The 6,195-nt window shown below is 68.6% G+C and carries 6 protein-coding genes; 2 read left to right on the top strand and 4 right to left on the bottom strand.

From position 1 onward, the window contains the following. Together AC2VNT_RS06375 and ponA2 are read right to left on the bottom strand one after the other, a co-directional pair. Window positions 1–576 (bottom strand): metallophosphoesterase (locus AC2VNT_RS06375; protein WP_486946050.1); only part of this gene is annotated, 576 nt, incomplete at its 3' end. Window positions 577–601: 25 nt separating this feature from the next. After that, a complete protein-coding gene (gene ponA2 / locus AC2VNT_RS06380; RefSeq protein ID WP_486946051.1) occupies window positions 602–3,022 on the bottom strand; it encodes a transglycosylase/D,D-transpeptidase PonA2 in 2,421 nt (806 codons plus the stop codon). Between the two features lie 385 nt (window positions 3,023–3,407). Between ponA2 and AC2VNT_RS06385 the strand changes: the two genes are divergently transcribed. Beyond that, window positions 3,408–3,710 carry a WhiB family transcriptional regulator gene (locus AC2VNT_RS06385; RefSeq protein WP_486946052.1) on the top strand — a complete coding sequence of 101 codons (303 nt, stop codon included), beginning with the start codon at window positions 3,408–3,410 and terminating at the stop codon, window positions 3,708–3,710. Between the two features lie 5 nt (window positions 3,711–3,715). Here AC2VNT_RS06385 and bagB read toward each other — a convergent pair whose 3' ends face one another. Together bagB and bagA are read right to left on the bottom strand one after the other, a co-directional pair. After that, the gene (gene bagB, locus AC2VNT_RS06390) at window positions 3,716–4,894 is read right to left on the bottom strand and encodes an ATPase BagB (RefSeq protein WP_486946053.1); all 1,179 of its coding nucleotides are present in this window, start codon (window positions 4,892–4,894) and stop codon (window positions 3,716–3,718) included. Beyond that, window positions 4,894–5,922, bottom strand: coding sequence for an ATPase BagA (gene bagA, locus AC2VNT_RS06395; protein WP_486946054.1), 1,029 nt, complete (start codon window positions 5,920–5,922; stop codon window positions 4,894–4,896). The genes bagB and bagA overlap by 1 nt, the downstream gene beginning before the upstream one ends. A gap of 50 nt (window positions 5,923–5,972) precedes the next feature. Between bagA and sp36 the strand changes: the two genes are divergently transcribed. Further along, the gene (gene sp36 / locus AC2VNT_RS06400; protein WP_486946055.1) at window positions 5,973–6,134 is read left to right on the top strand and encodes a Sp36 family protein; all 162 of its coding nucleotides are present in this window, start codon (window positions 5,973–5,975) and stop codon (window positions 6,132–6,134) included. Window positions 6,135–6,195 lie beyond the last annotated feature (61 nt).

The raw sequence follows: 6,195 nt of genomic DNA on the forward strand, positions 1-6,195 counted from the left end.
GTAGCGGTCCCGGCCGATGTGCGGGTCGTCGACACCGGCCGCGGCCACCCGCAGCCCGGCCACGTCGAACTCCCGGCGGTTGTGGGTGAGGTCCAGCCAGCCCCGCTCGGTGAACGCCGCTCGCAGATCCTGCCAGGGCAGCGGCGTGCCGTAGACCCGGTGCGTCGGGTCGGTCAGGTACTTGGCCGGGTTCTTCAGCCGCGGTCCGAAGTAGTCGTTGCTGCCGAAGACGAAGACGCCGGGCATCGACAACAGGTCGCCGTAGGCCTGTACCACCGCCGGCACCGCCTTCGGGTGGGCCAGGTTGTCGCCGGTGTTGACCACCAGGTCCGGCTCCCAGCGGGCCAGCTGTCGCAGCCAGGCCTGCTTGTGCCGCTGGGACGGGCGCATGTGCACGTCACTGATGTGCAGCACCCGCAGCGGTGACGAGCCGGGGGCCAACACGCCCATGGTGACCTCACGCACCACGAAGGCGTTGCGCTCGATCACCGACGCGTACCCGACGGCCAGCGTGGCCGATCCGAGCGCGACCGATGCGGCCCGGGCGGCGGTTCTCCAAGCGGTTGAGGCGGCCATGGTGGTCAAGCCTACTGCGCCGCGGTTACGGCGGTGGTGGGCCGAGCAGTGGAATCGTGATCGGGGGCAGCCCCGGGATCTCGATCACCGTCGAACCGATCGGAGCCGGCAGTCCGCCCTCCGGCGGCGGCGGTGGTTCCGGTGGCGGCGGCGGGATACCGTTGCTGACCAGGATGGTGACGATCGACCCCGGGATGGTCCGGCCGCCGGGTGAGGTGCCGACCACCTCGCCGGCCTTGGCGGTGCTGTTGACCGAGCTCGGCTGATCGGCGACCTGGAAGCCGGCCTCCTTGAGCTTCTGCCGGGCCGCCTCCAGGTCCATGCCCGCCACACCGGGCACCTGCGAGTTGGGGCCGCCGTCGACGTACTGCGGGTCGGTCGGCGGCAGGCCCACCTCACCGAAGGCGGTGGCGATCGGCTTCAGCGCGGCGAACCAGGTGCGGGCCGGTTCGTTGCCGCCGAACAGGTCGCCGTCCCCGCAGTGCCGCAACGGGAACGAGCACAGGTCTGACGGCGAGCTGGAGTCGTCGAAGATGTAGGCCGCGGCGGCGTAGCGGTTGGTGAAGCCGAGAAAGCTCGACGAGCGGTGTGCCTCGGTGGTGCCGGTCTTGCCCGACATCGGCAGATCCCAGCCGGTCGCGCCGGCCGCCGGCGCCGCGGTCCCGCCGCCCACGGCGTCCTTGCTCATCGCGTTGGCCAGCGTGTTCGCCAGGCCTTCGGGGACCACCTGGTCACAGGTCTCGGTGGTGACCGCGATCTCCTTGCCGTTGCGGTCGACCAGCCGGTCGATCGGGTTCGGCGGGCACCACACCCCGCCGGAGGCCAGGGTGGCGGCCACGTTGGCCAGCTCCAGTGCGTTCACCTCGAACGGGCCCAAGGTGAACGACCCGATGTTCTGCGACTTGATGAACTCGGCCAGGCTCTGGTTGCTGTCCGGGTCGTAGTCGCGGGCGGTTCCGGGCTCGGCGTAGGAGCGCAGCCCGAGCTTGATCGCCATGTCCACCGTGCGCTCCACCCCGACCTGCGAGATCAGCTTCGCGAACGCGGTGTTCGGCGAGGTGGCCAGGGCGGTGGTGACGCTCATCGGCGACCGGTACGGGGCCACGTTCACCACACACCAGGTCTCCCGCGGGCAGCCTTTGGCGCCACCGCTGCCCAGCCCCTTAGCCTGGAAGCGGCCCGGTACCTCCAGCTCGGCGTTGATGCCCAGGCCCATCTCCAGCGCGGCGGCGGTGGTGAAGACCTTGAATACGGAACCGGCACCGTCGCCGACCAGCGAGAACGGCTGGGGCCGCATGGTCTCGCCGATGTCGCCGTTCAGCCCGTAGGTGCGGTTGCTGGCCATCGCCAGCACCGGGTGGGCATCCTTGCCGGGGGTGATCACGCTCATCACGTCGGCGACCCCTTCGATGGTGGGGCTGGCGTAGCTGTCCACCGCTTCTTTGACCCGGCCCTGAACCTCGGGGTCCAAGGTGGTGTGGATCTGGTAGCCGCCGCGAGCCACCTGCTCCTTGCTGATCCCGGCCCGGGACAGGTATTCCTGCACGTAGTCGCAGAAGAACGCCCGGTCGCCGGCGGCGATGCAGCCGCGTGGCAGCTCGTTGGGCTGGGGCAGGATTCCGAGCGGCTGTTGTTTCGCGGCGCGCAGCGTGTCGGCCTTGTCCGGTAGATTCTCGATCATGGTGTCCAACACCAGGTTTCGCCGAGCCAGTGCACCGTCGGGGTTGGTGTAGGGGTTCAGCGAGCTGGTCGACTGGACGATTCCGGCGAGCAGCGCCGACTGCTGCCAGTTCAGGTTCGATGCGTTGACGCCGAAGTAGGTTTGGGCGGCGTCCTGGACGCCGAACGAGTTGTTGCCGAACGACACCAGGTTCAGGTAGCGGGTCAGGATCTGCGATTTGGTGAAGGCCTTGTCCAGGGTGAGCGCCATCCGGATCTCCCGCAGTTTGCGGGCCGGGGTGGTCGCCACCGCCGCACGCTGCTCGGCGTCGGTCTGGGCGAGCACCAGCAGCTGGTAGTTCTTCACGTACTGCTGTTCGAGGGTGGAGCCGCCGCGGGTGTCGATGTCGCCGGAGGCGTATCCGGCCAACCCGGTCAGCGTGCCCTTCCAGTCCACGCCGTGGTGTTCAGCAAACCGCTTGTCCTCGACGGAGACGATTGCCAGCTTCATGGTGTCGGCGATTTTCTCGCTGGGCACCTCGAACCGGCGCTGCGCGTACAGCCAGGCGATCGTGTTGCCCTTGGCGTCGTACATGGTCGTCACCGCGGGCACCTCGCCCTCCACCAACTGGGCCGAGCCGTTGGCGACCACGTCGGAAGCGCGGTTGGACATCAACCCGACGCCACCGACCACCGGGAAAACCAATGCGGAGACCAGAACGCCGGCCAGCAGGCAGCAGAGGGCCAGCTTGGCCACCGCGGCGACGGTCTGGGGGCGCACCGACATGGGTACAACAGTAGCGGTGGGGCCCCACCGGTCCCGGGGGAAGACCACGCAACAGTGGTCCGGGCCGTCTACTGGATGGCCCCGAACCGACCCCTTCGGCGACGCCGGTGGGGGCGGTTCTGCGTCGTCGTCCGGATCGGACTGCACGGTCGTCCCAAAAAAATGACCGCCAGACGGTTGCGCGAACGCAATCTGACCACCTAACTTGTATGAGCAGTGCGACTCAGGTAACACTGCACTGCGCAACGTGGCGTAGATCGCCATGGCGGTCCACGCGCTATTGAATTAGGTGGCTGCGGTGGCGGCCGGGACGGAAGGATCGTCAGTGACAACTCCACGGACCGGATCTCGTAGGACTGGAACACAACCACCGTCGCCGACCCGGATGATGCTCCGGGGAGCCTACGACGAGAGCCGGATCGCGTGGGTGTCTCAAGCCCTGTGCCGGACCATCGATCCCGACGAGCTGTTCGTACGCGGCGCGGCTCAGCGCAAAGCCGCGGTGATCTGCCGACACTGCCCGGTGGTGATGGCGTGCCTGGCCGACGCCCTGGACAACCGGGTCGAGTTCGGGGTCTGGGGAGGCATGACCGAGCGGCAACGCCGAGCCCTGCTCAAGCAGCACCCCGAGGTCACGTCGTGGGCCGACCACTTCGCTGCGCAGCGCAAGCAGCGTGACGCTGGCTAACTCGGTTACCCGTCGCAAGGGACGCCGGTGGCGCCGGTCAACTGGTCGCCGATCGCGCGCAGGGCATCCAGGTCCGAGACGTCGAACGGCAGCGACGGCACCCCGACGATGTCCACCCGCGGGTTGGCTCCGGTGAATCGGGACAGCAGTCGGATCTCCCGTTTGGCGGTCGCGGCGCGTTCGGCGTGGATGTTCAGCACCGCCGTGGTCAGCGCCGCCGCACCGTTGGCCGTGTCCTTGCCCTTCTTGGTCAGGCCCTCGCGCAGCGTCTCCACGCCGTCGATCGCCCGCTCGGCCGGCAGTTCGCACAGCATCGGATGGGTGCGGTTGAGGATCAACCCGGCCAGCGGCATGTGCTCCTGGGACAACCGGTCGACGAAGAACGACGCCTCCCGCAGCGCGTCCGGCTCGGCCGCCGACACCACCATGAACTGGGTGCCCCGCCGCTTGAGCAGCTCGTAGGTGCGGTCCGCCTTCTCCCGGAAGCCGCCGAAGGTGGCGTCCAGCGATTGCACGAAGCTGGCCGCGTCGGCGAGCATCTGCGAACCGAGCACCGTCGACAGCGCCTTCATCGCCAGCCCGACCGCACCGGCGACCACCCGTCCGATGCCTCGTCCGGGTCCCAGCAGCAGCCGCCAGAGTCGGCTGTCCATGAAGTTACCCAGCCGCTTGGGTGCGTCCAGGAAGTCCAACGCGTTGCGGGACGGTGGCGTGTCCACCACCACCAGGTCCCAGCGGTCCTGGCTCAGCAGCTGACCGAGTTTCTCCATCGCCATGTACTCCTGCGTCCCGGCGAGCGAGGTGGCGACGGTCTGGTAGAACTGATTGTCCAGAATCGATTGCGCCCGTTCCGGTCCCGAGTACTGGATCACCATCTCGTCGAATGTGCGACGCATGTCGAGCATCATCGCGTGCAGTTCACCGGGGACTTCCGCGGCCAGCGGTACCCGCTGCGGGGTGTTGCCGAGGTCGTTGATCCCCAGCGCCTGGGCCAGCCGCTTGGCCGGGTCGATGGTGAGCACCACCACGGTGCGGCCGTATTCGGCTGCCCGCAGCGCCATCGCCGCGGCCGTGGTGGTCTTACCCACCCCGCCGGCACCGCAACAGACCACCACCCGGTTGGTCCGGTCGGACAACAGGGCCGCGACGTCGAGCGTCAGTGGCGTGCCGGTCCGCTCGGCCATCACCGAACCCCCTGTTGGATCAGTGTCTCGGAGAGTTCGTAGAGGGCCCCCAGGTCGACCCCGTCGGCGACCGTCGGCAGTTCCAGCCGCGGCACGTTCAGCTCCACCAGCTGGTCGGCGGCCTCGGCGCGGGCGGTGACCCGCGTCGCGTGCTGGATCGTCTCGGTCAGCAGCCCGGCGAAGTCGTCGTCGGTCAGGGTGATCCCGGCGGCGCCCAGGCCGGTGCGCACCGCGTCCGCGTCGACGACGCCTTCGGCGGCTTTCGCCAGTTCCGCCGGGGTCAGGTAGGCGGGGATGTTGCGGTTGACGATCACGCTGCCGATCGGCAGCCCCAGCTGCCGCAGCTCGTCGATCGCCTCGACGGTCTCCTGCATCGGCAGCGCCTCGAGCAGGGTCACCAGGTGAATCGCGGTCTCGTCGGAGTGCAGCAGCTTGACCACGCCGTCGGCCTGGGAGTGCACCGGCCCGCCTTTGGCCAGGTCGGAGACCGCCTTGGTGACGTCCAGAAAGCGGGCGATGCGCCCGGTGGGCGGCGCGTCCACGACCACCGCGTCATAGACCGGGCGTTTGGTCCGGCCGTCCTTCTCGGTGCGGACCACGATCTCCTTGATCTTGCCGGTGAGCAGCACGTCGCGCAGGCCGGGCGCGATGGTGGTGGCGAACTCGATGGCACCGACCCGGCGCATCGCCCGCCCGGCCAAGCCCAGGTTGTAGAACATGTCGAGGTACTCCAGGAACGCGGCCTCGATGTCGATCGCCAGCGCGTTGACCCGTCCGCCGCCTTCGGCGGTGGCGATTTTCACCTCGTCGTAGGGCAACGGAGGCACGTCGAAAAGCTGCGCAATCCCTTGCCGCCCTTCGACTTCGACCAGCAGCACCCGGCGTCCGCCGGCGGCGAGGGCCAGCGCCAGGGTGGCCGCGATGGTCGACTTTCCGGTGCCACCCTTGCCGCTGACGAAATGCAGCCGGGCCTTGGTCAGTCGCGCGGGCCAGCCGACCACGTTGTCACCGGTTGCTGTGGCTGCCACCCCTGCATGCTAACCAAGTGGCTTTCCCAGGTAGCGATAAGCTCGCCCCCATGACGGAACGCACCGTGTGGGAGTACGCCAACGTCGTGTTGATCACGCACGCCACCAAGCAGATCCTCGACCAGTGGGGTGAAGACGGCTGGGAGCTGGTCTCGGTGCTGCCCGGGCCGGTGGGGGAGAACCTGATCGCGTTCCTGAAACGTCCGAAGTGAGCACCGTGGCTGGATCGTCCTGGCGGGCGCGGCTGACCGAACTCGGCATCGAGCTGCCCGA

This window comes from Mycobacterium sp. TH-M15 (genome assembly GCF_057473705.1).

Coding starts and splice junctions, on each gene's coding strand:
- ponA2 (WP_486946051.1), bottom strand. CDS start 3,022: ATGTCGGTGCGCCCCCAGACCGTCGCCGCGGTGGCCAAGCTGGCCCTC.
- AC2VNT_RS06385 (WP_486946052.1), top strand. CDS start 3,408: ATGATGCTCCGGGGAGCCTACGACGAGAGCCGGATCGCGTGGGTGTCT.
- bagB (WP_486946053.1), bottom strand. CDS start 4,894: ATGGCCGAGCGGACCGGCACGCCACTGACGCTCGACGTCGCGGCCCTG.
- sp36 (WP_486946055.1), top strand. CDS start 5,973: ATGACGGAACGCACCGTGTGGGAGTACGCCAACGTCGTGTTGATCACG.